Annotated in this window: 28 protein-coding genes and 3 pseudogenes; 23 read left to right on the top strand and 8 right to left on the bottom strand. The window is 55.4% G+C overall.

Going from position 1 to position 25144, the window contains the following annotated elements; genetic code table 11:
- Window positions 1-75: 75 nt before the first annotated feature.
- Window positions 76-261: pseudogene (locus tag AC2FPW_RS20390) on the top strand (DDE-type integrase/transposase/recombinase); the annotation flags it as partial.
- Window positions 262-315: 54 nt separating this feature from the next.
- On the opposite strand, the gene AC2FPW_RS20385 reads toward AC2FPW_RS20390, so the two are convergent.
- Window positions 316-1026 (bottom strand): GntR family transcriptional regulator, encoded by a 711-nt coding sequence (locus AC2FPW_RS20385; RefSeq protein ID WP_496815152.1) that lies wholly within the window; start codon window positions 1024-1026, stop codon window positions 316-318.
- 229 nt (window positions 1027-1255) lie between these two features.
- Between AC2FPW_RS20385 and AC2FPW_RS20380 the strand changes: the two genes are divergently transcribed.
- The 7 genes and pseudogenes from AC2FPW_RS20380 to AC2FPW_RS20350 form a co-directional block, all read left to right on the top strand.
- Complete coding sequence (locus AC2FPW_RS20380; RefSeq protein WP_480899798.1) at window positions 1256-2443, top strand: ABC transporter substrate-binding protein; 1188 nt, start codon at window positions 1256-1258, stop codon at window positions 2441-2443.
- A gap of 97 nt (window positions 2444-2540) precedes the next feature.
- Window positions 2541-3410 (top strand): branched-chain amino acid ABC transporter permease, encoded by an 870-nt coding sequence (locus AC2FPW_RS20375; protein ID WP_480483595.1) that lies wholly within the window; start codon window positions 2541-2543, stop codon window positions 3408-3410.
- Between the two features lie 19 nt (window positions 3411-3429).
- Window positions 3430-4401 (top strand): branched-chain amino acid ABC transporter permease, encoded by a 972-nt coding sequence (locus tag AC2FPW_RS20370; protein ID WP_496815154.1) that lies wholly within the window; start codon window positions 3430-3432, stop codon window positions 4399-4401.
- Window positions 4398-5180, top strand: coding sequence for an ABC transporter ATP-binding protein (locus AC2FPW_RS20365; RefSeq protein ID WP_496815150.1), 783 nt, complete (start codon window positions 4398-4400; stop codon window positions 5178-5180). Before AC2FPW_RS20370 ends, AC2FPW_RS20365 begins: the two co-directional genes overlap by 4 nt.
- Before the next feature lie 3 nt (window positions 5181-5183).
- Entirely contained in the window at window positions 5184-5906 is a 723-nt protein-coding gene (locus AC2FPW_RS20360) for an ABC transporter ATP-binding protein (protein WP_480487946.1), read from the top strand.
- A gap of 7 nt (window positions 5907-5913) precedes the next feature.
- Complete coding sequence (locus tag AC2FPW_RS20355; protein ID WP_496815149.1) at window positions 5914-6591, top strand: aspartate/glutamate racemase family protein; 678 nt, start codon at window positions 5914-5916, stop codon at window positions 6589-6591.
- Window positions 6592-6965: 374 nt separating this feature from the next.
- A pseudogene (locus AC2FPW_RS20350) lies at window positions 6966-7117 on the top strand (IS6 family transposase); the annotation flags it as partial.
- A gap of 99 nt (window positions 7118-7216) precedes the next feature.
- On the opposite strand, the gene AC2FPW_RS20345 reads toward AC2FPW_RS20350, so the two are convergent.
- Window positions 7217-7594, bottom strand: a complete 378-nt coding sequence (locus AC2FPW_RS20345) for a winged helix-turn-helix transcriptional regulator (RefSeq protein ID WP_480483599.1) — start codon at window positions 7592-7594, stop codon at window positions 7217-7219.
- Window positions 7595-7720: 126 nt separating this feature from the next.
- On the opposite strand from AC2FPW_RS20345, the gene AC2FPW_RS20340 reads away from it, so the two are divergent.
- The 8 genes and pseudogenes from AC2FPW_RS20340 (at window position 7721) to AC2FPW_RS20305 (ending at window position 12764) form a co-directional block, all read left to right on the top strand.
- On the top strand, window positions 7721-8632 hold the full coding sequence (locus AC2FPW_RS20340; protein ID WP_496815147.1) for a PLP-dependent cysteine synthase family protein: 912 nt from the start codon (window positions 7721-7723) through the stop codon (window positions 8630-8632).
- A gap of 321 nt (window positions 8633-8953) precedes the next feature.
- Window positions 8954-9319 (top strand): MerR family transcriptional regulator, encoded by a 366-nt coding sequence (locus AC2FPW_RS20335; protein WP_480773864.1) that lies wholly within the window; start codon window positions 8954-8956, stop codon window positions 9317-9319.
- On the top strand, window positions 9316-10026 hold the full coding sequence (locus tag AC2FPW_RS20330) for a transporter substrate-binding domain-containing protein (RefSeq protein ID WP_496815146.1): 711 nt from the start codon (window positions 9316-9318) through the stop codon (window positions 10024-10026). The genes AC2FPW_RS20335 and AC2FPW_RS20330 overlap by 4 nt, the downstream gene beginning before the upstream one ends.
- 197 nt (window positions 10027-10223) lie before the next feature.
- Window positions 10224-10586, top strand: a complete 363-nt coding sequence (locus tag AC2FPW_RS20325; RefSeq protein WP_496815145.1) for a MerR family transcriptional regulator — start codon at window positions 10224-10226, stop codon at window positions 10584-10586.
- Complete coding sequence (locus AC2FPW_RS20320) at window positions 10583-11182, top strand: short chain dehydrogenase (protein ID WP_496815144.1); 600 nt, start codon at window positions 10583-10585, stop codon at window positions 11180-11182. Before AC2FPW_RS20325 ends, AC2FPW_RS20320 begins: the two co-directional genes overlap by 4 nt.
- Window positions 11183-11452: 270 nt before the next feature.
- Window positions 11453-11584: pseudogene (locus AC2FPW_RS20315) on the top strand (IS481 family transposase); the annotation flags it as partial.
- 189 nt (window positions 11585-11773) lie between these two features.
- Window positions 11774-11896 carry a hypothetical protein gene (locus tag AC2FPW_RS20310; protein WP_480833463.1) on the top strand — a complete coding sequence of 41 codons (123 nt, stop codon included), beginning with the start codon at window positions 11774-11776 and terminating at the stop codon, window positions 11894-11896.
- Between the two features lie 238 nt (window positions 11897-12134).
- Window positions 12135-12764 (top strand): helix-turn-helix domain-containing protein, encoded by a 630-nt coding sequence (locus AC2FPW_RS20305; RefSeq protein WP_480483605.1) that lies wholly within the window; start codon window positions 12135-12137, stop codon window positions 12762-12764.
- On the opposite strand, the gene AC2FPW_RS20300 is transcribed toward AC2FPW_RS20305, so the two are convergent.
- From AC2FPW_RS20300 to AC2FPW_RS20280, 5 genes are read right to left on the bottom strand one after another with little or no spacing between them, the layout of a single operon-like run.
- Window positions 12742-13239, bottom strand: a complete 498-nt coding sequence (locus AC2FPW_RS20300; protein WP_496815143.1) for a GNAT family N-acetyltransferase — start codon at window positions 13237-13239, stop codon at window positions 12742-12744. The two genes, AC2FPW_RS20305 and AC2FPW_RS20300, sit on opposite strands and share 23 nt — an antisense overlap.
- Window positions 13240-13267: 28 nt before the next feature.
- On the bottom strand, window positions 13268-14335 hold the full coding sequence (locus tag AC2FPW_RS20295) for a heme-dependent oxidative N-demethylase family protein (protein WP_480508327.1): 1068 nt from the start codon (window positions 14333-14335) through the stop codon (window positions 13268-13270).
- 13 nt (window positions 14336-14348) lie between these two features.
- Complete coding sequence (locus tag AC2FPW_RS20290) at window positions 14349-15311, bottom strand: PDR/VanB family oxidoreductase (protein WP_496815141.1); 963 nt, start codon at window positions 15309-15311, stop codon at window positions 14349-14351.
- Window positions 15308-15904 (bottom strand): dimethylamine monooxygenase subunit DmmA family protein, encoded by a 597-nt coding sequence (locus AC2FPW_RS20285; RefSeq protein WP_480539150.1) that lies wholly within the window; start codon window positions 15902-15904, stop codon window positions 15308-15310. The genes AC2FPW_RS20290 and AC2FPW_RS20285 overlap by 4 nt, the downstream gene beginning before the upstream one ends.
- Before the next feature lie 55 nt (window positions 15905-15959).
- The gene (locus tag AC2FPW_RS20280) at window positions 15960-17105 is read right to left on the bottom strand and encodes an aminomethyl transferase family protein (protein WP_496815140.1); all 1146 of its coding nucleotides are present in this window, start codon (window positions 17103-17105) and stop codon (window positions 15960-15962) included.
- 340 nt (window positions 17106-17445) lie between these two features.
- Here AC2FPW_RS20280 and AC2FPW_RS20275 point away from each other — a divergent pair, with 340 nt between their 5' ends.
- From AC2FPW_RS20275 to glnT, 6 genes are all read left to right on the top strand, one after another.
- Window positions 17446-18819, top strand: a complete 1374-nt coding sequence (locus tag AC2FPW_RS20275) for an ammonium transporter (protein WP_496815139.1) — start codon at window positions 17446-17448, stop codon at window positions 18817-18819.
- A gap of 11 nt (window positions 18820-18830) precedes the next feature.
- Window positions 18831-19046, top strand: coding sequence for a hypothetical protein (locus AC2FPW_RS20270; RefSeq protein WP_480483612.1), 216 nt, complete (start codon window positions 18831-18833; stop codon window positions 19044-19046).
- A 147-nt stretch (window positions 19047-19193) separates the two neighbouring features.
- Window positions 19194-20123, top strand: coding sequence for a class II glutamine amidotransferase (locus AC2FPW_RS20265; protein WP_496815137.1), 930 nt, complete (start codon window positions 19194-19196; stop codon window positions 20121-20123).
- 1 nt (window position 20124) lies between these two features.
- Entirely contained in the window at window positions 20125-20808 is a 684-nt protein-coding gene (locus AC2FPW_RS20260; RefSeq protein ID WP_480483614.1) for a protein GlxC, read from the top strand.
- Window positions 20809-20828: 20 nt separating this feature from the next.
- Window positions 20829-22157: an FMN-binding glutamate synthase family protein gene (locus AC2FPW_RS20255; protein ID WP_480483619.1), complete on the top strand. Its 1329-nt coding sequence runs from the start codon at window positions 20829-20831 to the stop codon at window positions 22155-22157.
- Between the two features lie 81 nt (window positions 22158-22238).
- A complete protein-coding gene (glnT, locus tag AC2FPW_RS20250; protein ID WP_480478528.1) occupies window positions 22239-23567 on the top strand; it encodes a type III glutamate--ammonia ligase in 1329 nt (442 codons plus the stop codon).
- 69 nt (window positions 23568-23636) lie between these two features.
- Here the strand turns inward: glnT and AC2FPW_RS20245 are convergent, their stop codons facing one another.
- Entirely contained in the window at window positions 23637-24086 is a 450-nt protein-coding gene (locus tag AC2FPW_RS20245; RefSeq protein WP_480478526.1) for a group II truncated hemoglobin, read from the bottom strand.
- A 129-nt stretch (window positions 24087-24215) separates the two neighbouring features.
- Here AC2FPW_RS20245 and AC2FPW_RS20240 point away from each other — a divergent pair, with 129 nt between their 5' ends.
- A complete protein-coding gene (locus AC2FPW_RS20240) occupies window positions 24216-25061 on the top strand; it encodes an EamA family transporter (RefSeq protein ID WP_480912142.1) in 846 nt (281 codons plus the stop codon).
- Window positions 25062-25144 lie beyond the last annotated feature (83 nt).

Raw genomic sequence — 25144 nt, 5'->3', positions numbered from 1 at the left:
CCGGTGGACCAATAGTAATCCACTTCGAAGCCTTCAAAACCTCTGATCGGAGCGTCGAGCTCATTCATGCCAGATAATAACCTGATTGAGCAGGATTATCGGTTTATCAAGCGTCGCGTGCGGCACATGTGCGGGTTCAAATCGTTCGGGTCCGCATCGGCTATTCTGGACGGCATCGAGGTCGCAAACAGGATCCGAAAGCAGCAATTCCCCAACGCTACGACGTCGGGATTTCAGCTATTTGCAGAGATCGCAGGATAGGTGTGTCCGGTTAGTCGCTACTCTGGCCATTCCAAAAGTTTGCAACAGATCCAATTACATGCGCCCGGTGAGTATCTTGGCCAGATCGGGTTCAACCTTTCGGGTTTGTTCCAGATCCAGACTGTTTTTTACGTGAAGGAGATGGTGTTGGATGTTGTCTTCCGCGGATTTTGGATCACCACTCATGATCGCATCAATGATCGAAGCGTGCTCATCATCGGGGCACGAAGAGTCTCTGTTGGTTCCGAACAATGCCACGATCAGAGATGACCGGGTCACCAGCTCGCGGACAATGCGTGTGAGTACCGTATTGTTGTGGCATTTGGCCAGCTCCACATGAAACTCACCTGAGAGCCGAATAATCTCGGTTCGATCATTAGCTGCCCGAGCCTTATCTTCTTCTTTGACATGTGTCCGTAGTGCGTCGATTCCCAGGCTGCCGTTTTCATGTGCTAGTGTACGTACGATGCCAGACTCAATCATCAAGCGGGCCTCAAAAACCTCTCGAGCTTCGTCAGGGCTTGGACAGGCTATAAAAGCACCGCGGTTGGAATGAAGTTCAACAATGCCTTGGCTGCTCAATAACAACAATGCGCGGCGGACGCGCATGCGACCAACGCCAAAGGTCTCACATAAGGTTTGTTCACTCAATTTGGTTCGTGGAGCCAGCTTTTGTTCCATAACCGCGGAATAAATTCGATCGACGATCAATTGCTCATCCGGATCAGATTGGACGGTGTCGAGTTTTTGTTGGGCGTCTGTCATCTTGTTCCGATTTGGCTGGAATTCATGTTCGTTTTTATTAGACGCACGGCTTCCGAATGACAATATATTGAGCATTTGTTCACAATAACAACACTGCCGTTGATTAAAAAATGTTGACATAGATTGTTAACAAAGCTGAGCTTAACAGCATCACCGGGATTCGACCTGTGACTCAATAACCTTTGCAAGCGCACAAAAGAGGCGCCCAAACCTCAATAGGGAGGAAACAATGAAACGCAGAAATCTGATGAAATCATCGGCGGCCCTGGCGATGGCCATATCCGTTCTGGGCTCCACCGCCTGGGCGGAAAACCCGGTTCTTAAGATTGGCTTTGTTGGTGTGACTTCAGGTCCGGCAGCGGCCTGGGGCATCTCGAACCAGCGCTCGATGGAGGCGCGGGCTGACTGGATCAACGAATCCGGCGGCTACAAGATTGGTGATACCACATACGACATCGAAATCGTCTCGTTCGATGACCAGAAAGACCCCAAGCGCGCAATCGCAGGCATGGAGAAGATGGCGCAGGAAGGGATCCACTATGTGGTTGGTCCCAACGTGGATGACGGCGCAGCCGCCGTGCGCCCAGTTGCCGAAGCAAAAGGGATCATGTATTTCCCATATGCCTTCCCGAAAGAGCTTTATACCGCTCCGGCGTCCAATGCGGTTTTGGGCATGGTTGCGAACTATCAATCCGGCCCGGCGATTTACGAATACCTGCGCGACGAAAAAGGCGTAAAGAGCGTGGCCTTTGTTGCTGCCAACGAGTCTGATCCGCTGAGCCAGCGGGATGGAGGGATCGCAGCGGCAAATGCGCTGGGTCTTGAAGTTGTGTCTGACAACGTGACGTATCAGGTGGACACGACAGATTTTACCCCGGTTCTGACGCCTGTAATGCGCACGCAGCCTGATTTGCTGGTTCTGTCCGGCGTCTCGCCGGCCAATGCACCTCAGTTGATCCGGTCTGCGCGCGAACTGGGGTATCAGGGCATCATCTCGACCGAGACCGCGCAGGATGCGACGGTCCTGCGCGAAGGTGCGGGCGATCTGGCCAACGGGTTCATCTCGGTCGGCGGTGCATCGACGCCTGAAATCGCATCGGACGACATGAAGGAATTCGTCAAGCGTTACACTGATATGTTCGGCGAATATAACGATGAATCGAATACCAAGGTCTATGCGCTGGAGTATATTCTGGCGACTTTGAACGCCAACCCGGCGGGCATTGACGACGTCAAGGCGTTCCAGACCACGATGGACACGTTCGAAGCACCGAACCCTTTCATGAAAGGCGACGCCGTAATGCGGTACGTCGGAACAACCTCCTTCGGACAAAAGCGTCAGATTGCGGTCCCGCTGGTAGTGAATGTCTACCAGGACGGACAGTTTGAAACACTCTTTGTCGCTGAAGTCGACTGAGGCAGAACTCCCCACGACAAGGCGAAAGCCTAACGAGCCACTCAAACTCCCGGGCTGATGATCGGCCCGGGAAACCCGAACCTAACGCGGGACTATCATGGAACAGATACTAGCAAACGGCATCTATCTGGGCGCGCAATATGCGATGATCGCCTTGGGTCTGACGCTGATCTTTGCCCTGATGAACGTACTGAATTTTGCTCACGGACAGATGTACGTTCTCGGCGGCTTTGTGACCTACACCTTCTACGGACAACTTGGCTGGCCTTTCATCCTTGCGCTGCTGGCGTCCTGTATCACTCTGGCCGTGCTCGGCGCACTGATAGAACGGTTTCTGTTCGCCCCAGTCATACGACGGTCATCGCGCGAAGAAAGCACAATGCTGTTGGCGGCGGGACTGGCGTTTCTGTTTGACGCGGTCATCCTGCTGGTCTTTGGAGAAAAACAGCGCGGTGTGCCCAAGATCGTCAACGGGGTTTTCAACTGGGATTTCAAGTTGATCATGCCATATGACCGTATTTTGATCTGCGTGCTGGCTATTCTGTCGATCGTCACTTTCATCCTGTTTATGCAGTATTCTAAAACCGGCCGCGCCCTGCGTGCGCTGGCGCAGGACAGAACCGCGGCCCAACTGATGGGAGTCAATGTTGCGCGCTACTCCATGATTGGATTTGCATTGGGCGCAATGCTGGCTGGTCTGGTTGGCGGTCTGCTCGTGACTATTACCGGCGTCAATCTGGGTATGGGCGGACCGACCTCAATCAAGGCTTTCATGATGGTCATGATCGGCGGCGCAGGTGTGATTTCCGGCGCAATCGCAGGCGGTATCATCCTTGGCTTCATGGAAGCCATCGGTTTAGCGGTGCTCTCGCAATATGGCGATATCACCTATCTGCTGATCTTCGTCTCGCTGATGATTTTCCTGGCCATCCGCCCGCAGGGCCTGATGGGCAAACCGTGGGGATAACGCAGTGCCAAAATTTTCAATGATCCAATGGGCCGGTGTGGCGGTCTTCCTGCTGGCCATCTTCATCGCGGTTCCCGGCTTTGTCGCCGCCTCCGGACGGTCTGACCTGTACTACACGCTGACCTCGGTAGCGCTGCTGTCGATCGCCAGTGCCGGTGTCTGGCTGACCTTCTATATCGGCCGCATTAACATCGGGCAGGGCGCCTTTGCCCCGATCGGAGCTTATGTCTCGGCCATTCTGGTGACCAAGGCTGGCATTTCGTTCTGGCTGTCCCTGCCGCTTGCGGGCCTCTTTGCAGCCGGTGTGGCGGTTCTGATCGGTCTGCCGATCCTGCGGCTGCGGGGTGTGTATTTTGCAATGATCTCACTTGTGCTGACACAGGTCGTCACCCTGACTGCGCTGGCCTTGCCTGTCACCAATGGTGCCAAGGGCATCACCTCGATCCCGCTTCCGGGCGGGGTGTCGATCCTGGGTATCCCTCTGATACCCGATTTCGGAACACTGGAGAACCCAAGACTGGCCTTCTACTACACCGCCTGTGTTCTGATGGTCCTGACCTTTGCCGCCATGTACCGGCTGGTGAATTCGCGCCTTGGCCACCTTTGCCGCTCGATGCAGCAGAATGAGGAACTGGCCAGCTCCATAGGTGTGAACATCTCGTATATCCGGGTCATCGTCTTTGCCATCTCGTCCTTTCTGGGCGGCATTGGCGGTGCGATGTTCGGATCTATCGCGCAATCGGTTTATCCGTCCAGCTTTCAGGTCGCCGACAGTGTGAACTTCATGCTGAATTGCTTCCTCGGTGGTCTGGGATATGTGTTCGGCCCGATGTTGGGCACGCTGGTCCTGTATTTTGGCTGGGACCTGTTGTTCGAGTTGGGTCGTTTCCAGCTGCTGGCCTATTCCAGCTTGCTGATCATCCTGATGCTGTTCCTGCCCAACGGGCTGCTCAGCCTGCGTCTGCCTGGCAAGAAAGGAGAGGACAAATGAGCCATCTTCTGGAAGTCCGCCATGTCACCAAGAAATTCGGTGGCCTGACCGCGAACAGCAACATCTCGTTCAACGTCAATGAAAACGAGATACTGTCGGTGATCGGACCGAACGGTGCGGGCAAAAGCACGCTGTTCAAGATGATCTCATCCTTTCTGCCGACCACGACCGGAGAGGTGCTGTTCAAGGGCGAGAGAATTTCTAACCTGAAACCACACGCAGTGGCCCGCAAAGGCATTGTCCGTACGTTTCAGGAAACGACGATCTTCAAATCCATGACAGTGCGCGAAAGCATCATCGTCGCTCAGCACTTAAGGGCCCGTGCTTCGTTGGCCGGGTATTTCTGGGGCACAAAAACGGCGCATGAAGATGTCGACAGCTTTGGGCAATATGCCGACGATCTGATCGAATTCCTCGGCATGACCGAGATCGCCAACGAACAGGCCTCAAACCTGCCGCAGGGCAACCTGCGGGCGTTGGGGATCGCGATTGGTCTGGCGACCGATCCCAAAGTGTTGCTGCTGGATGAACCCTTCGCCGGGATGAACCATGACGAGACCATGAAAATGGTCAATCTGGTGCGCAAGGTGCGAGATGACCGGGGGGTGACCGTTCTACTGGTAGAACATGACATGCCTGCGGTGATGAATATCTCGGACCGGATCGTCGTGCTGAATTTCGGTGAGATGATCGCCGAGGGCACACCGGTAGAAATCCAGAACAACGAAAAAGTTATCGAAGCCTATCTGGGCAGCGCCGACGACGAGATTGGGATCTGAGCCATGACCAAGATGTTAGATTTCAAGGATGTCGAGCTTTACTACGATCACGTCTATGCCCTTAAAGGGGTATCGATTGATCTTGAGCAAGGCGAAACGGTTGCTTTGATCGGTGCCAATGGGGCAGGCAAAAGCTCGATCCTGCGGGCGATCACTGGGCTGGCGAAGATCAAATCCGGTTCGGTCGCGTTCGAGGGCGAACAGATTGCCGGAACCAACCCGGCCGAGATCGTCTCGAAAGGCATCGCTATGGTGCCCGAAGGGCGGCGCGTCTTCCCGTACATGTCGGTAAAAGACAATCTTCTGATGGGGGCGTTTACCCGCTCGGACAAAGCGGATGTTCAGCGCACTCTGGATTCCGTTCTGGAACGGTTTCCGCGTCTGAAAGAGCGCTACAGCCAGTCGGCAGGAACCTTGTCGGGTGGCGAGCAGCAGATGATGGTGATCGGGCGCGCTCTGATGGCAAAGCCACGCCTTCTGTTGCTGGATGAGCCGTCGTTGGGAATTGCGCCCAAACTGGTGCAAGACATTGCGCGGTCTATTGTAGCTATCAACCGGGACGAAGGTGTGTCTGTGCTGCTGGTGGAACAGAACTCGCGCATGGCGCTTTCGATTTCGCACCGCGCCTATGCGTTGACCACTGGAAATGTGGTGATCTCGGGCAATTCCAAAGAGCTGTTGACCGATCCCCGGATCAAAGCCGCCTATCTGGGCGGAGAAATGTGAGGACGTTGTGAAACTTCTAGTCGTCAATCCAAACACCACCAGTTCCATGACGCGAAAGATAGAAGAGGCAGCGCGGGCGGCTGCGCATCCTGAAACCATGATTATTGCTGCCACTTCGCAAGACGGTCCCGCCAGCATACAGGGCTATCTGGATGTCTCTACTTGTGTTCCGGGCTTGTTGGATGTGGTCAAGCAGCATCCGGATGTGGATGGCATCGTAGTGGCCTGTTTCGATGACACAGGCGTCGACGCTGTACGTTGCATCACCTCGGCTCCGGTCGTTGGTGTTGGTGAGGCCGCCTATCACGCGGCCTCCATGATCAGTCCAAAATTCAGCGTCATTACTACGCTGTCCCGATCTCTGGCTGGGTTGGAAACCAATTTGTTGAAATATGGCCTGGATCGCAGATGCGCCCGCGTTCGGGCATCAGATGTTCCAGTTCTAAAGCTTGAGGAAAACGATCCGGCGACAATAGATAAGATACGGGCTGAAATTCGCGCCGCCATTGACGAGGACAAAGCTGAAGCCATCGTTCTGGGTTGTGCTGGAATGACAGACTTGATGTCACAATTATCCGAGGAGTTTGGTTTACCAGTCGTTGATGGTGTTGCCTGTTCCGTCACCTTTGCCGAAGCCTTGGTCAAATCCAGATTGACGACGTCGAAGCTGTGTTCTTATGCCTAGCCGGGGTTTTCGACTGGCTCTCTACGGCTAACTTTTCCGCCACTTTTTGGGCAAAATCAGAGTTTGTTAACACTATCGGCCGGGCCTCATCGTCAGCTAACGCAATCTGCCGCTTTCCGGCTGACCGTATTCCTCGATAAAGTCCGCCATCACGGTGCTCCAAGCCTCCTGTCCACAACTTCGTCTAAGTGTGCCAGGAGAATCGTCAGCAGATAGTTGTTGCCGAAACGCCATTCGCTGTTCAGATCGAGAAGCCGTTGATATTCTGTTTCGGACACGCCGAGGATGTGTCGCAAACTCTGGGGTCTTGTTGACGCGCATGCGTAATCCTCGGTTTGTTCTCGTCGAATAGTTTTCGAACAGATTGTTTGAGCATGATCTCATTGAGGGGCTGTCATTTCCCCAAGAATGTAGTTTTGTACGCTGTGTACTTCTATCTGCGGTACACGGTGTCCTATCGTGATTTGGAAGAGATCATGGCTGAACGCGGCGTACGTTGGACCGTGCCACTCTCAACAGGTGGGTTGTGAAGTAAGGGCCGAGTATGACCAACTAAAAAGGGTAGGGGTGATGCTGCGCATGCTCCTAGGTCTGCTACGAACCCAGAACGAACGTGTCTGGAAACTCAGACCGATGTTCCAGCCACTGTCTTGCCAAGCGTTGGGTCGAACAGTCCTCCCCCTAAGTGCAAGTGCCCCCAGTTCATGATCCCCAACAAGGTTGGCTCTAACGCTCGCCCCCGGTCGGTAAGCATGTAACGATAGCGCACAGGCCTGACCTGATAGGCCTCCCGCTCCACAAGCCCCCACTCCATCAACCGCTTTAGTCGTTGAGACAGAAGGTTTGGGGGCAGGTGTTCCTCACTGTTCTGCAATTCCTGGAATGTATGTTTTCCGTGCCATAACAGGTCTCGCACCACCAGCAGGGTCCATTTGTCACCAAGGATCTCAAGGCTGCGCGCAATCGAGCATCGGGAACGAAACTCATGCTCTGTTTGGGTCATTCCGTCCTCATGTTAGCTGTCAATTTGTTGAACTTAGCGCAGTTACTTAAAAAATGGAAGTTTGACTCAGTATGTGACTTAACTTATGGAAGCCACTGGTGATGACAGTCCGCGAAAGGCTCCAAAATGACCACCATCGGCAATACCCCACTCATCAAACTGTCCCATCTGACAGGACCCGATCACGCCGACATCTATGTGAAGTGGGAAGGGGCCAACCCAACGGGCAGCATGAAAGACCGCATGGCCTTGTCGATGATCGAAGGGGCCGAACGGCGCGGAGAGTTGAAGCCCGGTGGGCGCGTTGTCGAGTACACTGGTGGCAGCACCGGAAGCTCGCTGGCGATGGTCTGTGCCACTCGCGGGTATAAGGCCTACTTTGTGTCTTCAAACGGGTTCTCCGAGGAAAAGCTACAAACGATGAGAGCGTTCGGCGCGGAAGTGGAAATTGTTCACGCCGAGGGCGGCGTGCTGACTGCGGATGTACTCGACCGGATGATTGTGCGCGCAAAAGAACTGGCCGGGGAACCGGGCACGTTTTGGCCGGATCAGGTGAACAACATAGATAACAAGCTGGGGTATCACGACATGGCTCAGGAAATTCTGAGCCAAGTAAACACTCCCGTACATGCCTTCGTCATGGCTGCGGGCGGTGGCGGTTGCATTTCGGGCAATGCCGAGGTCTTGAAGACGCACAATCCCAACACCGAAGTTGTCGCCGTGGAGCCCTACTACGTGCGCAACCTCTCAGGAGGTGACACCAGTGGTACGCACAAGCTCGAGGGGATAGGCTTATCCTTCGTGCCGAAGATCCTGCGCAGGGACCTCATCGATGATGTAATTCCAGTGAAGGATGAAGACGCCTATTGGGGGGGCCGGGCGCTCGCTGGCCAGGAAGGTTTGCTTGGCGGTGTGACGTCAGGTGCAAACATCTGGGCGGCCCTGAAAAAGGCCAAAGAACTTGGACCGGGCAAAACCGTAGTGACCGTGATCATCGACACCGGTCTGCGCTACTTGAACGGAGACTTGCATCGGTAGTGGGTCTCAAACACGAATTGTCGATGTCAGCTTTGTTCGCGCTGCTGACCTTGCGGTGATCCTACCTTTCGTGCCTGCAGCGAATGTCTGAATTTCGGGCAGCGAACACAGAGTATGGGGTTGCGCCGAGAGATTGGTTTGGGCCGTCCTCGATGGCTCCACAGATCTCTCTTAATTCAGATGCTGTTCCGCCTTCGATGACCGCCCAGAGCCCAGTTTGACAGATGCCGCACTCTGCACGAATGCCAGCTTTTCAAAAGTCGCTATTGACTTAGAGTGGCTCTAACTCGCTACCCAGAGATCAGAGGAACAATTGCGAAGATGAGAATTGCTGAAGCGGCGGAAGCCTGTGGGCTATCCGCACATACTATAAGGTTCTACGAGAAGTCGGGAATGCTGCCAGAGATCGAGCGTGGCACCGATGGACATCGTCGGTTTACGCCTCGTTTGGTCGAGTGGCTGACTCTGCTCTATTGGCTGCGCGAAACCGGCATGCCACTCAAGCAAATGCGTCGGTTCACAACTCTTGCCAAAGTGGGCGATGCAGGTATCGAAGAACGGCGACAAATCCTGTTGGGCCACGCGTCAACGCTAAAAGCCAAACGCGCTACTCTCGAAAAATGCGAAAGTATCCTCGCCATCAAGATCGCCAGCTATGGCCCGGACACCAAAGAGGATGACCCATGAAGTTTGCCTACCTGATCGAACCGCCGTTCAACTACATCGATGCAACAGGCCTCGTCACCGGCTGTGACGTTGAACTCGCGCGGTATGTATTGGCGCAACTTGGCATTGCCGGTTTTGAAATGGTAGAAACGGAATTTGCTGAACTCTTGCCCGGGGTCGGGGATGGCCGATGGCGCATGACGACCGGTCTTTTTGGAACGGAAGAACGCAGGAAGAGCGCATTGTTCAGCCGCCCGATCTGGGCGCTACCCGACGGGCTCCTGGTGGCTGGGGGCAATCAGATGGGTTTGAGCGGATATCGATCGGTTGCCGACAATTCTGATATCCGTTTGGCGGTTATCCGGGACCAGTTTCAGCATCGCTCGGCGATTGAATTTGGCGTCATCGCAGAGCGCATCATGATTTTCGAAACATATGCCGAGGCCGCACAAGCTGTTTGTGAAGGCACCGCCGATGCCTATGCCAGCGTGGGTCGAGCGCATGGTGGATTTATCGAGCAGAACCCGGAATGGGACCTGGAACTGATCCTTGTGCCAAACTCAGAAAAACCTCCAGCGTTCGGGTCGTTCGCGTTTGGTTTGAACGACACAGACCTGCGGAACGAAGTCGATGCAGTTCTTTCGCAATTCCTTGGGACCGAAGCCCATCGGAACATGGTCGCTTCTTTTGGTTTCTCAGCTGCCGAAGTTGATATGGTGGCTGCCTGATACGTCGAAAGCTGACCTTGGCCGCGGCGCGCAAAGTCCTGTCTGTCCGCATCGATACTGCCCAAGCGCCTTGCAGCGAGCCAGAGTGGCCGAAGCTGCGCGATGCGAGATTGGCGGCTATTGAGAGTTTCTGCAGAAGTTGCTTGACCTGAAGTAGCTTCAGGTAGGTAGGGACTTGGGCGAGAGGATCAGATCGCATGATGATTTCAGAAGTTGCAGAACGCACCGGACTCAGCGTTTCAACAATTCGTTTCTATGAGAAATCGGGGTTGTGTCCATTCGTCCAACGCGGCGCGGATGGCAAGCGCAAATTCTCGAAGACAGATGCCGATTGGTTAGAGTTACTGGCGTCCCTTCGTTCGACAGGTATGCCTTTGGCAGAAATGCGGGCTTTTGCGGAGCTTTACGCATCCGGCGACGGCAAAGTCCCTGAGCGCAAAGCTGCCCTTTTGGCACATAGCCGCCGCCTGGAAGATCGACAGGCCGATCTGGACCGATGCCGCGTGATCCTAAATCGAAAACTGAAACGCTATGATGAGATATTGAAGGATCAGGCATGAGAATTATCGTAGTCGGAGCAGGTGGTGATATTGGACAAGCTGCCTGCAAGGAGCTTCGGCAAAGGCATGAAATCGTCACAGTGGGACGTTCAAGTGGGGACCATCGGGTCGATTCAAGTGACTTAAACGCGGTGAAATCACTGTATGAAAGCATCGGCAATTTCGATGCTGTGGTGTCCTGTGCAGGCGACGCGACCTTTGCCCCGTTGCCGCAGATGACCCAAGTGACCTTCATGGTGGGTCTTCAGCAAAAGGTTATGGCGCAAGTGAACCTTGTCCTGGCTGGGCTGGACGTCATTTCGGATGCAGGTTCCTTCACTCTGACAAGCGGTGTTCTTGATCGCGATCCGATCAGAATGGGTTCAAATGCGGCAACCGCTAACGGAGCATTGGCAGGCTTCGTAAAGAGCGCTGCAATCGAGATGCCGCGCGGGTTGAGAGTCAATGTTGTCAGTCCGGGCATGTTGGACGTGTCCGCGCCACGTTACGGCGCATGGTTTCACGGCCACAAACCGGTTTCATCCTATCATGTTGGATTGGCATACGCGAAATGCGTCGAGGGTGCTTTCACAGGACAGGTGGTGATCGTTGACTAGAAACCCGTTGTGCGACCGGACGTTGGTGCAACCGCAGCGAAATAGGACTCTCGTCCGCGGCTCGTAAATTGGGTGTCCGAAAACTGCTGCACAGTCGATGAATGGCCGGTCTCCGCGCTGCACCGCGGCGCCGAAATTTCCGTCCCTGCGGCATACAGGTGCTGTGAGCGCGCGCAACACGAAATCGCTCAGAGTGTCATTTCGCCCTGTCCCGCAATGGCGTCATTGTTTGCTTAGCGTTGGATTCCACACTCTTCCGCAATTGACCCCTACAACTTTGCCCTCAGACTGAAGACGCTCAGCGGTCTCGCACCATATGAATACATCTGCAAAATCTGGACATCAAAACCAGATCGATCCATCCTAAACCCAATCCACCAGATGCCGAAACTGAACACCTAACCCCGGCCGATGTCTACTTCGGACGCGGGCAGACCATACTAAGACAACGAGGAAGGACCAAACAAAAGACAATCGAAACCCGGCGCTTGCTCCACCTCGAATCCGCCGCATAATCAAAACAACCAGGTGAGCCTGATCCTCTCTTAGTTCAGGCGGCCAACTGTCCCAAATTCCCTGACGACAGGCAGCATGTCGCACTTTACGCAACTGGCGACATTTGAAGACGGTCATTACGAAATGCGTTTCTGTGGCGCATTACTGAAATCGACCCAAGAAAACCGCTGGGTCGATTTAGCCGAGATTTCAGATTGATGCAGTGAAACCTGGCAGTCCGGCGCTTTGGCAAAACACCTGCGTGCAGCGGAACGGTTCGTGCAATTGGACAGCGTGCTCATATTCTCTGTCAGCATGATTATTTTACTATCAGGAAAGCTTGGTGCTATTGTGGTCCGAATTGGATCGGCTATTGCGCCGCGCCTGGTTGCAGAACCGGTTTGGACAAGTGTAGCAAGACGTTGAAAGAGTGAAATTGAAAAAAAAAGACAAAGACATGGCGATAAATCTGAGTCAGGACCCGCATTCGGTTCGTTCGGGTGACAGGGAAAAAGTTCTCGAAGTCGCCATTGGTCGCGAGGTTCGAGCGTTTCGTAAACAGCAGAACATCACGGTTGCAGACCTGGCTCAGCTAACTGGGTTGTCAATCGGCATGTTGTCGAAGATCGAAAACGGCAACACGTCACCTTCTCTGACAACCCTGCAATTGCTGGCGGATGCGCTCTCGGTTCCTCTGACTAGTTTTTTCCGTCAGTTTGAAGAACGCCGCGAGGCGGTTCATACGAAAGCTGGTGAAGGGGTCGAACTGGAGCGCGAGGGAACTCGCGCCAACCATCAGTACAACCTGCTTGGGCATATCGGCGCCAATGGATCAGGTGTAATCGTGGAACCTTACCTGATCACACTGACTGCTGAATCCGATGTGTTCCCAACGTTCCAACATGGCGGAATTGAGACGATTTACATGCTTGAAGGTGAGGTAGACTACCGCCACGGGGACCAGATTTATCCCCTGAAGCCCGGCGATACCCTGTTCTTTGACGCCGACGCACCCCACGGCCCGGAACGGTTGGTCAATCTGCCGGCACGCTACCTTTCAGTGATCAGCTATCCGCAGACAAACTGATCGGCTTGCGCAGCAGGAAATCTGTGGGTCTTTCATACCCCTCATGGCTGCCCGTGCTGACAATCGTGAACCCAAGCCTGGAAAATATGCGATGGTTTTCAGTGAGCTCCACGCGCGTTTGCAGTTCCAGCGCGGGCAGGCCAAGCTGCGCTGCGCGGATTGCAGCATGATCCACCAAGGACCGGCAAATACCCTGTCCTCGCAATCCGTCCTTCACCGCCAGCTTTCCAAGGTACAAGCTGTCGGGCTTGGGCGTTAGAAACATGCAGGCGAAAAGCGGTCGGCCGATGGCCCAGATTTCTCCGCCACTCTGACAATGCGCAAGCATCCCGTCCACGTTCAGACGATGGATGGACGACGGAGGGTCGATCCGAGCATCCATGTACCGAAAGGCCTCGCGCAGCAGCGCCAGAGCGTCATACAGAGCGAAGTCATCGCTCGGGATGAGCCACGGTGTTCTGTCTGGATCAGTCATAACAGCCAAGACACCTGACATTGCCGGTTTACTTTGACAAGGGGGGTTCCGTTTCCAGATCCGGCCAGATCCCGGGCGAGGTGGGCAACCCGTCGTCGAACTGGCTGAGATAGTCCAGCATCAGCGGCCGGTTGTCGATGAACCCTTTGTAGGTTGCCAGTTCCACTGGCAGATCACGAACAACACGATGCAGGCGACGACCCCATTTCGGTACAGTCATCAGATCCTGAAAACTACACAGATAACAGCGGATTGGGAATAACAGCGCGTTTGAACGCGGTAGTCGGAAGAATGTCTGCAACTCGACCCGAAGATGTTGTTTTTGGCCAATATTCTCCGGTGTCAGCGTGGTTTTCTGAATACCCCATTTATGGTAGTTCTCCGGGCTGGTATCCAAAAGCGGGTTGACCGTCATGGTCCAGTTCAGGCGGCGTGCGGGCGCGCCCTGCTGAATACTCAGCAAGAATTTCAGCGCACGCTGAAAGATACCCATCTCGTGGGCCAGTGGTACCGGGGCGTGCCATTCGAAAAAGTTCATGCCAATGTCGAAATCCAGGCTCCAGTCGGCCTGAGTGGTCACCATTCCGGCATCCATCCACAGCATGTCGTCACGTTGATCAAGCACCGCATAGTCACCCTGGGCCTGACGGGTGATATATTCCATCGGCCCGCAGGGCAGGGTGGTTTCATCCATGAAGGTAAAGCTGTGATCAATCCCCAATGGTTTGTTGATCCAGCGCCACTGGTTGCCGTTGCGGTGCAGTTCAAACAGATCCGGGTAATCCTCGGACTTGCAAACCATAATCAGTTCCAGAATGTCCCAACCCGCCAATGTCATGTGTGGCAAAGACTGGCAACGCAGCGGGTCCTGATCCAGAACGATGGCGCGGTCTTTCATTTCCGAAACGTAATGTTCGTCCACATCGAACCGCTTTTCATAGACTGACCCTTCGGGCCCGCCGCGATGCTGTTCCATGTTGACCGAATACATGTAGCTGTCTTCGTGGAACGGAAACGGAAAGCGTTTTATCGCCCAGTCCGAGTTATGAAACGTATAATCGTCGCGGAAGGACTCGTCGTTGAATTGAATGGTCATGTTGGGCCTCCTCTCAGCGGTCCAGCACGAGGGACTTGCCCTCGAAACGCGATACACAGGGCATGATTTTCTTGCCCGCTGCCTTTTCCTCATCGGTCAGCCAGTGGTCGCGGTGAACGAAATTGCCATCATGATCCAGCACAACTGTTTCGCATTGGCCACAGGCCCCGCCGCGGCACAGATACGGTGCATCCACCCCTTCACGTTCGATCGCCTCCAGCAGGCTTTCATTCTCGCCCACATGAATAACTTTGTCCGATGTGGCCAACCGCACTTCGAACGGTTTGCCGGGTCGCGGGGCCAGAAACTCTTCGTAATGGACGCAATCCTCGGGCCAGCCTTCGGCAGCAGCGGTGTTGCGCACCCAATCAATCATGCCCTTGGGACCGCAGACATAAACATGCGTTCCCAAGGGTTGCCCGCTCAGCAGGTTTTTCAGATCAATTTGCTGGTTTTGGTCGTCGCAATACAGATGGGTTTCATTCGGATGCCTGTCTGTCAGTTGCTCGGCATAAGACGCCAATGCCGTGTTGCGGCACGCGTAATGCAGTTCCCAGTGCCCGTGCAGCAGTTCGAGTTGCTTGATCTGCGCCAGAAATGGCGTGATGCCAATGCCACCGGCCAGAAACAGGTGTTTGCGGGCGCGCAAGTCAAGCGAGAACAAGTTGACCGGGTAGCTGATGGTCATTTCATCACCCAGCTTGACCTGACGGTGCATGAACAACGAACCGCCCCTGCCTTCATCATCACGCCGGACCGAGATCGTATAGGATGACTGATCAAACGGGTCGGACATCAGGGAATAAGGATTAAGCCGTGTGATGCCGCCATCCGTCATTTCGACAACGGTATGCGCTCCGCCCGAAAATGTTGGCAACTGACCGCCGTCTATGCGTTCGAACCGGAACCGTGTCACCAGTTCATTCAGCGGGGTGATTTCGGTCACTTTGACCTGAATTTTCTCGGCACCGCTCATTCGTAAATCCCTTTCGGCTCGGGCACGTTGCCATGATCTTCGGCGTCGACGCGGACACCCTGATAGGCGGCAAGCCGGCGGGAGTAGTGATCGCGCACGAACAGATTCAGCCCGCAATGCGAGCAGACAAATGGATCAACCTCGACATCTTCGGTGATGCCTTTGCAGTGCACACATTGCATCCGGCGTGCAACCGAACCGCGATGCTCGGTCTGTATTGCCGTGTGTGGCAGGCCGACTGCTGTCACCTCGTTCATAGCCTGACCCATCATGCCCTCAGTACCGCTCAGATAGACCTGCAGTCCCATATGCGCGTCCTCCAGTACGCGGCGGATGCGTTGCAGCGCGGCCGCATAGGAAGGTCCTTCGTAGAACTGCGCGGGGTTCAGCGCCCGCAACCTTTCCGAGTAGTCCGTCCCTTTGGGGATATAGATCAGGTGCGTTTTGGCCATCAGGTCAGGCGTCGCGATGTCGAGAACGGCTTCGGCGCCTTCGGCTTCGGCGATCATGAGATGATGGTCGCCCTGCCGAGCTTCCAGCGTGCCCCAGATCGGTCGGCTTGTTATTGACTTGGGAAATTCGAACTTTGACATTGTACCCTCAAATAGGAAAAGGGCGCCACGGTATGCCCGTCGCGCCCCCTGAAACTCAGCCCTTTGCGGTTCTGATCGATTTATCCTGATCGTAGAACGGCATCTCTTCCGCAGTCGCCGCTATTTCCGTTCCATCTCCGTTGCGCACCGTTAGCTTGGTTCCGGGCGATGCGCAGGCAACCGGCATCCGCGCGATACCCACGTTATGCCCGTTGATTTCAGAATACATGCCAAAGGTGACAACACCGACCTTTTCGCCGTTCTGCAGCAGGTCCGCGCCCTCATTCGCTGGTGTCGTGCCTTCCAACTTGACGCCATAGATCTTGAACCGTTCCTTGCCCTTCGAGGCATAATGGTTCTCGGCGCCGATAAAGCCAGTCTTGCCGGGCGAGACAGTGAAATCCAGACCCAGTTCCCACAGCGTATCGCCACATGTCTCACCATCGAACGGATAGGTTTCCGAATTATCGCCCGGATAGAACAGCAGGTAACTTTCGGTGCGCAGCAGATCGAGTGTCGAGAACTGGACTGGTACGATGCCCATGTCCTTGCCGTCAGCCAGAATGCTGTCCCACAGATGCACAGCATGTTTGGCCTGACAGAAAATCTCGTACCCACGCTCACCGGTATATCCGGTCCGCGAAACCATCACCGGGCACCCATAAAGCTTGGTCTGCATGATGCCGAAATAAGCCAGGTCACGAATGCCGGGGATATGCTTTGCCAGGAAATCAACGGCAACTGGCCCTTGCAGCGACATATCATGCATGTCGTCGTCAAAAATGACCGAGCAGTTCTTGCCTACCGCCACGGATGTCAGCTGCTCCATACCTGTTCCGGTGCCATGCACCACCAACCATGTGTTCACCGACAGACGATAGATGATGCAGTCATCAACAAACTTGCCTTCAGCATTCAGGATCGAGGCATAGGTCGATCGGCCCGGCATGATTTTTTCCACATTCCGCGTGGTGACGCGATCAATAACATAGGCGGCATCCTCGCCAACCACATGAACCTTTTTCAGGCCGGATACATCCATAAGACCAGCTTTGGTGCGGATGGCTTCGTAGTCCGCTTTGGCACGTTCAGGGCTGTGGTCATAGAACCAAGCGGTCCCCATTCCGTTCCAGTCCTCAAGCTCGCCGCCGATCTCGGCATGGCGCTGCGCAAGGGCCGACGTCCTCCAAAGAATGGCCATGGTTCAGGTCTCCCGTTGATCGTTTTTGTTGGCCACATTGAGGCCGATGTTGGATTGAAAATCAACACCTGAGTGCAGAAAATTTTCCTGCTGGGAATATTTGCCTGCAATTTTTGCACCCTGAAAACATTCCTGAGAAAGGAATTTGTTAGTTGTTTGTCAAATGTTTAGGTCCGTTTTTGGTGTGCCAAAGCGTAGGTCGCGGACAAGCCTAAAAGGTGTTTGCCCCACATATCTATTGACAGGTCGCAAATGAAAATGTCCTCTGAGTAGATAAATATTCCCAGCAGGAAATTCTGCGCGGGCGGACCTCCTGCTGCAACAACAGGGAGACTACGAAGTGGATGGTAATCTAAACGCACTCACGACGGTCTTTACCGAGTTTTATTACTGGGTAACGGTCGTCTTCATGTTCCTCATCCATGTGGGCTTTTGCATGTACGAGGTCGGCGCCAGCCGAGCGCGTAACCACATGCACACATTGATGAAAAACATCATGATCATCCCGCTGGTGACGGTCACGTTCTTCTTCTTTGGATGGTGGATCTATTGGGCCTTTCCGAACTTTCCGTTCTGGGGCGGTCTGGATGCAGAAGCGGGTGCCGCGAATCTGCCTTGGGCCGACACAATGGCCACCAACCTTGGCGACAGAATCACAGGGGTCTTCTGGGCCGCATTCTTGCTGTTTTCGTGGACCGCGGCCTCGATCGTTTCCGGCTCGGTGATCGAGCGGATCAGATCTTCTGCCCTTTGGGTACATGCGGTGCTGATCGGGTCGGTCTTCTGGATCATCGATGCCGCATGGGGTTGGCACTATGCCGGTTGGATGGTGCGTGTTCTGGGGTATCATGATGCCTATGCATCCGGCGTTATTCACGCGATCGCGGGGGGGTATGCGCTTGGTGTGATCATGGTTCTGGGTCCGCGCCTTGGCAAGTTTGCTAAGGACGGAACTCCTCGGGATATTCCACCTCACAATCCGTGGATGCTGACGATCGGGATTTTCCTGATCTACACCGGCTTCTGGGGTTTCTACGCTGCCTGCAACGTTCCGGTGATCTCTCCCGAGGCGATTGACGGGCAGATCACTGGCGTGACCTGGACCGCAACAAACATCTATCTGGCTCCGACGACTCTCTCGGCGATTACCTTCAATTTCCTGATGTCTCTGTCTGGTGGGTTGATGGCGGCGTATGTGGTTTCAAAAGGCGATGCCTTCTGGACGTTCTCGGGCGGGCTGGCCGGTGTTATCACCGCATCCGCAGGGAATGACCTGTACCACCCGATCCAGGCGATGATCATCGGCGCGATCGGTGTCGTGATTGTCTACAAGCTGCACTACTGGGTCGAACGCCGGTTCAAGCTGGATGATGCTGTCGGGGCGGTTGCAGTACATGGTTATTCGGGCTTCATTGGGTTGGTGATCGCAGGTTTTGTTCTGTGGGGTGCACCGTCGTCGCCATATGAGGGCTTCGCGACGGTCAATCCGGTTGGTCAGTTCACCGGTGCGGTCATCATGTTCTTTGTGCTGGGTTTCATGCCCGGTTGGATCGTGGCCAAGTTGCAAGCGGCTGCCGGTGTTCTTCGCATACCGGAAGAGGTTGAGCTTCAGGGCCTCGATTACGCTGAACACCATGCCTACGAAGATGCCAAAGCAGCGATCATCGCGGCTGACAAAGAAGAGCTGGCTGCCCGCGGCGCAGCCGCGAAATAGAGGAGAACGTTATGTCTACAATCGGATATACAAGTTGGGCCGTTGATCTTGCTGAAGTCGGCCCGGTCTATCCCTTCCAGGGGTACGAAATTCTGATGGTCATCATCGGCGTCGTCTTCTGGATCGGCTGGCACCGTATCCAATTTGTCCGCGAGGGCGAGCATCTTGAAAAAGCCCGCCACGCAGGAGACGAAGACAGAGTAAAAGCACAGCTGGATCGTTATTGATCCGGTTTTGAGAACCGGCAATGGGCGCAAGATCAATGAATGCGTCCATTGCCTGACAGGAAAAAAATTTTCCTACCGTTATTGATATCCTGCAGAATAATTGGTACCGTCGAATCATAACGAAACACACAAGGAGATCTGCCAGCCATGTGCGGAATTGTTGGATTATTCCTCAAAGATCAGTCCCTTGCTCCTCAACTGGGCAATATGCTGACAGACATGCTGATCACGATGACAGATCGTGGCCCCGACAGTGCCGGTATTGCGATTTATGGCGCAGAATCGGTGGGTAAAACCAAGATTACGGTTCAGTCCCCCAACCCCGAAACCGATTTTGTCGACCTTACGGACGAGTTGGGCAAATGCTTGGGCACATCTGTTGGTCAAAGAAACAACGACACACATGCCGTTTTGGAAGTTCCCGCCGGTCAGTTCGAAGCTGCACGCGCCGCTCTGGCTGAGATCCGCCCGTCGGTCCGGGTGATGAGCCGTGGTGACAGCCTTGAAATCTACAAGGAAGTCGGCCTGCCGAAGGATGTTGCTGAGCGTTTTAACCTCAGCGGAATGAGCGGCACGCATGGCATCGGACACACCCGCATGGCGACGGAATCTGCGGTGACCACAATGGGTGCCCACCCGTTCAATACAGGGTCCGACCAATGTCTGGTCCATAACGGGTCGCTGTCCAACCACAACTCGTTGCGCCGCAAACTGCGCCGTGCGGGTGTAACGATCCAGACAGAGAACGACACCGAAGTTGGCGCAGCCTACCTGACCTGGAAGATGATGAATGGTGCCACCTTGGGCGAGGCTCTGGAATCCAGCATTGATGATCTGGACGGTTTCTTCACTTTTGTCGTGGGAACCAAGGACGGCTTTGGCGTCGTGCGTGATCCGATCGCGTGCAAACCAGCCGTGATGGCTGAAACCGATCAGTATGTGGCTTTTGGCAGCGAGTATCGCGCCCTGGTGAACCTGCCTGGCATCGAAGATGCACGAGTTTGGGAACCTGAACCGTCCACCGTTTATTTCTGGTCGCACAACGACAGCCCCACAACCCACGAAAAGGCCGCCTGATATGCAGACCTATGATCTAGAGGCAGACGGGCTGCGCGGATTGAACTCTTGCTTGCAGGCACAAAATTCCGAGACCAACCAGACCCGTTGGGAAATTGTAAATCCCAAGGGCAGCCATGCGATTGCCGTTGGGCTGGATGCGCCGATCGAAGTGACGGTCAAGGGATCGACTGGGTACTACTGCGCGGGGATGAACCAGCAGGCAACTATCAAGGTTGAAGGGTCCGTCGGGCCGGGTGTTGCAGAGAACATGATGTCTGGTCAGGTCATCGTCGATGGTGACGCCAGCCAATATGCCGGCGCGACCGGCCATGGCGGATTGCTGGTGATCAAGGGCAATGCAAGCTCGCGCTGCGGCATTTCGATGAAAGGCATCGACATCGTCGTGCACGGCAATATCGGCCACATGTCCGCCTTCATGGCGCAAGCCGGAAACCTGGTGGTCTGCGGAAACGCAGGCGATGCGCTGGGGGATTCACTCTACGAGGCGCGGCTGTTCGTGCGTGGCTCGGTCAAGAGTCTTGGTGCCGATTGTATCGAGAAGGAAATGCGTCCCGAACATCTGGAGATACTGAAAGACCTGCTGGACCGGGCGGGCTGTGATGCCAAACCGGAAGAGTTCAAACGCTACGGCTCGGCACGGCAGCTGTACAATTTCGACATCGACAACGCCGCCGCATACTGAGGAAGAAGGGTATGAAAGATATGGACGATCAGATCCCCCGCACCCTGCCGATCCAGTCGGCGACGTTCTCCAACCCCATCAATGCCGAGATCCGACGCGCAGCCGCGACAGGCATCTATGATATTCGCGGTGGCGGAGCCAAGCGCAGGGTCCCTCATTTCGACGATCTGCTGTTTTTGGGCGCATCCATCTCGCGCTATCCGCTGGAAGGATATCGCGAACGCTGCGATACCTCGGTAACGCTAGGCACACGTTTTGCGAAAAATCCGATCAAGTTGGACATTCCGATCACCATCGCAGGTATGAGTTTCGGCGCGTTGTCTGGTCCCGCCAAAGAGGCTTTGGGCCGTGGCGCATCTGCTGCGGGCACGTCGACCACAACCGGTGATGGCGGCATGACCCCGGAAGAACGGGGTCATTCATCCAAGCTGGTCTACCAGTATCTGCCCTCGCGCTACGGCATGAACCCGAATGATTTGCGTAAGGCGGATGCGATTGAAGTCGTGGTCGGGCAAGGCGCTAAACCCGGCGGTGGCGGGATGCTTCTGGGTCAGAAGATCAGTGACCGTGTGGCCGAAATGCGGACCCTGCCCAAAGGCATCGACCAGCGTTCGGCCTGTCGCCATCCGGACTGGACCGGGCCGGACGATCTGGAGATCAAGATCCTTGAGCTGCGCGAAATCACCGGTTGGCAGGTGCCGATCTATGTCAAGGTCGGCGCGACGCGCCCCTATTATGATACTGCACTGGCGGTAAAGGCCGGGGCCGATGTCGTGGTCATGGACGGGATGCAGGGTGGCACAGCCGCCACGCAGGATGTGTTCATCGAACATGTTGGCTTGCCCACGCTGGCCTGTATCCGCCCCGCCGTGCAGGCGTTGCAGGATCTGGGTGTACATCGTGAAGTTCAGTTGGTCATTTCGGGTGGCATAAGAACAGGTGCCGATGTGGCCAAAGCATTGGCGCTCGGGGCCGATGCGGTCGCCATTGGCACCGCCGCTCTGGTGGCCCTTGGCGACAACGATCCCAAATGGGAATCCGAGTATCAGAAACTGGGCACGACCACAGGGGCCTATGATGACTGGCACGAAGGGCGCGACCCCGCTGGCATCACAACGCAGGACCCTGAGCTTGCCGCGCGCTTGAACCCCGTCGAAGCGGGTCGCAGGCTGCGCAACTACCTGAAGGTCATGACGTTAGAGGCGCAGACCATTGCGCGCGCCTGCGGTCACAACCACCTGCACAACCTCGAACCGGAGGACCTGTGTGCCCTGACCATGGAGGCCGCCGCGATGGCGCGGGTGCCCTTAGCGGGAACCAGTTGGTACCCGGGCAAGGAAGGGTTCTGAACATATGCGACGCGGCCTCCTGAATGGGGGCCGCGTTCTTGCTTTGAAAACCGAAAATTCAACAGGGAAAGGAAAGCAATCGTGACGACAGATCTCGCAGCTTTCGCAAAAGAAAAAGGCGTCAAATACTTCATGATCTCGTTCACCGATCTGTTTGGTGGACAGCGGGCCAAACTGGTGCCAGCGCAGGCCATTGCCGAGATGCAGGAAGATGGCGCGGGTTTTGCCGGTTTCGCTACGTGGCTCGACATGACACCGGCGCATCCCGACATGCTGGCGGTTCCGGACCCGTCTTCCGTCATCCAACTGCCCTGGAAACCAGAGGTGGCATGGGTTGCGGGCAACTGTGTGATGGAAGGCAAGGACGTCGCGCAAGCCCCGCGCAACGTTCTGCGCCGACTGATCGACGAAGCGGCAAGCGAGGGCATGCATGTCAAAACCGGGATCGAGGCCGAGTTCTTTTTGATGACCCCGGATGGTGAACAGATCAGTGATCCGTTCGATACAGCCGAAAAGCCCTGTTATGACCAACAGGCCGTGATGCGCCGTTATGATGTGGTGCGCGAGATTTGCGACTACATGCTGGACCTGGGCTGGGGTCCGTACCAGAACGACCACGAGGATGCCAATGGCCAGTTCGAGATGAACTGGGAATTCGATGATGTCCTGCGCACAGCAGACAAGCATTCCTTCTTCAAGTTCATGGCAAAATCGATCGCGGAAAAACACGGGCTTCGGGCAACATTCATGCCGAAACCGGTCGAAGGGCTGACCGGCAATGGCTGCCACGCCCATATCTCGGTCTGGGATGCGCCGGGTGATGCCGCCAAAACCAATGTTTTCGCAGGAGAGGGTGACGGCCCAACCGGCGAGGTTGGTCTGGGAGAACGCGGCAAGCACTTCCTCGGCGGTATCATGAAGCACGCCTCGGCACTGGCGGCGATCACCAACCCCACAGTGAACAGCTACAAACGCATCAACGCGCCGCGGACGATGTCCGGTGCAACCTGGGCGCCAAACACGGTGACGTGGACCGGCAACAACCGCACGCACATGGTGCGCGTTCCCGGCCCCGGACGTTTCGAGTTGCGCTTGCCCGATGGCGCAACCAACCCCTACCTGCTACAGGCCGTCATCATCGCGGCCGGGCTGTCAGGTATCCGGTCCAAGGCCGATCCCGGCAAGCGCTGGGACATCGATATGTATGCCGAAGGCCATAAGGTACGCGGTGCACCGAAACTGCCCCTGAACATGCTTGATGCGCTGCGCGAATACGACAAGGACAAAGAGCTGAAGGCGATGATGGGTGCCGAATTCTCGTCAGCTTTCCTGAAAATGAAGCATCAGGAATGGAACTCTTTTGTTTCCCATTTCTCGCGCTGGGAAAAAGACAACACGCTCGATATCTAAGTCGGATAGCAGGATTGCATATCGGGGCCGCGCCATAGGCGGCCCTGTTTCTGCGATGGCCACGCGAAGTTAGTCGCTCTTTTCACGCTGTGTGTCACGGGCATCTGCGCCCGCATCCGCCTCCAGCCGCCAGTCAGGTACGTCATTGACCAGCATGAGCGCCGCCCTGCGCAACGTCACGCGCATCCTGTCGACAACCGGACCGGACATGCCGCAATCCGCCAGCGCGGCGTCAAACGTCTCCAGCCAAAGCTCGGCATCAGCTTCGCGGATAGGGACATGCGCATGAATTTCACGCAGGTCCATGTGACCAAATCGTTCGCGGTAATAGGCCCGCCCTCCCAGAAAACCGCTGAGAAATTCGAACTGGGCCTGTCTGGTATGGTTCAGCCCATGGCCGCGAAAGTGTAGCCTGTGCAAGGAATAAACTGCCGGATCCGTTTCCATCCGATCATAGAAACGCTCAACCAGACTGCGCAGCCGGCTCTCACCGCCAAGTTGCTCTAATGCAGACGTCATGTGCTGCCTCTTACTGCCTTTGGCTTCAATATTATTGCATAACAGGAAAATAAGTTTAACACCAGTGACAGTTTGACGTATGCATGGTCTCAAGCGGATTGAAACAAAGCCGATGATGGTGATGACAAAATGACTGCTCTGGCGCTTGGCCTGGTCGCGGCACTTTGCTGGGGGATACACGATCTGGCAGTACGTTATGTCAGCCAGTCTGTCAGCGTGATCGCATCGCTGATGGTCGTGCTGATATCGGGCGCGGTGCTTCAGTTTGGTCTGACGGTGACGGTGGGCAGGTTTGACTCGATTTCTGGTGCGGCAGTGTTCACCGCTGTCGCCGCGGGCGGGTTTTATCTGTTGGCGGGTATCAGCATGTATGCCGCTTTTCAGCGTGGCCCGGTTCGGTTGGTTGCGCCACTTGTCGCGAGTTACCCGGTCTTGTCCGTGTTGCTGGCCATATGGCGGGGTGCAACTATCAGCCCGCTGCATTGGCTTGCCGTCATTGCGATTGGCATCGGGGTTTCCGTGGTCGCAGCCAAGTCCGAACGGGATGCGGTGGTGTATCCGGCAACAGGCCCAACAATACTGCTGTCGCTGGTTGCGGCCGTCGGCTTCGCGGCGGCCTTTGCCCTAGGACAATATGCAACCGAGCTTAGCAACGAGTACTCGGTCTCGCTGGTCAGCCGATTGGCGGCAATCCTGACCCTGGGGATGGTTGCTGTGGCATCTGGAAAAGCAATCTGGCCCGGACCCCAAGCAATGCCCCTGTTATGTGTGATGGGTGTTCTGGATGCGGTTGCCATCCTTTGCGTGGTCTCAGCGGGTGGTTTGCCCAATGCACAATTTGCCTCGGTCTCGGCGTCCGTTTTTGGGTTGTTAACCGTAGTTCTGGCCTGGGCCATATTGAAGGAAAAAATGGCTCTTCAGCAGTGGTTGGGGTGTTGTGTTGCATTTGCAGGTATCGGGTACCTTGCACTCTGAAACGCCCCGCTCCGGCCCCCGTGTTTATCAGGCGGTCAGGCCTTCTGGTTCTGGGAGTTTGTTTGCGCGGCAGCAGGCGGTGA

Source organism: Ruegeria sp. SATB027 (assembly GCF_059613825.1).
Note: the sequence above shows the minus strand (reverse complement) of the source record. Positions and strands in the feature narration are given on the sequence as shown.